This window comes from Photorhabdus sp. RM71S, from assembly GCF_042879355.1.
Lineage (GTDB): Bacteria > Pseudomonadota > Gammaproteobacteria > Enterobacterales > Enterobacteriaceae > Photorhabdus > Photorhabdus kayaii.
In genome coordinates this window covers 1-537 of sequence record NZ_JBHFKV010000183.1, presented here as the reverse complement: position 1 = coordinate 537, position 537 = coordinate 1, and the positions used below count along the sequence as shown (strand labels likewise).

Annotated in this window: 1 protein-coding gene; it reads left to right on the top strand. The window is 45.4% G+C overall.

Going from position 1 to position 537, the window contains the following annotated elements; translation table 11 throughout:
- Nucleotides 1-24: 24 nt before the first annotated feature.
- A partial coding sequence (locus tag ACGF5R_RS24410; RefSeq protein ID WP_387693219.1) for a phage tail tape measure protein occupies nucleotides 25-537 on the top strand: 513 nt, incomplete at its 3' end.

Here is a 537-nt window from a genome sequence, read left to right as displayed (position 1 = left end):
GAAGAACAAAAAATCGGAATCATCTTGCGCCAGAACGCCAAGCAAACAAACCAATTACAAGAAACCCTGCTGGAAGGTGTTGGTACATTAGTTGCCGCCGGAAAATCTCCCATGAAATCGACCGATATGAGTGGATTATTGGGCCGCGTCGCCACGGCATCCAAAGCTAATATTAATGACTTAGCCAAAATGGCTCTATCCTTTGAGTCCCTGAAAATTGAAGGTGATCAAGCGCTAAAAGAAGCCTTTAACCGAGCCGTTTTCGGCGCTAAATCGGGTCGTTTTGAATTAAAAGATCTCGCCCAATACTTTCCAGAAATGACGCAGCAATTTGCTGGTAAGGGAATATACGGTCAGGAGGCAGTTTCACAGATTATTGCCAGCTTGGAAGTTGGTCGTGAAGGTGCAGGAACGGAAGGTGAAGCAGCTACCAATATGAGGAACTGGCTAGCTTCAATGGGACGTGGTGATATTGCCAAAAGATACGCTGAAGCTGACGTCGATTATCAAACCTCAATGAGCAGATATGTTTCTTCG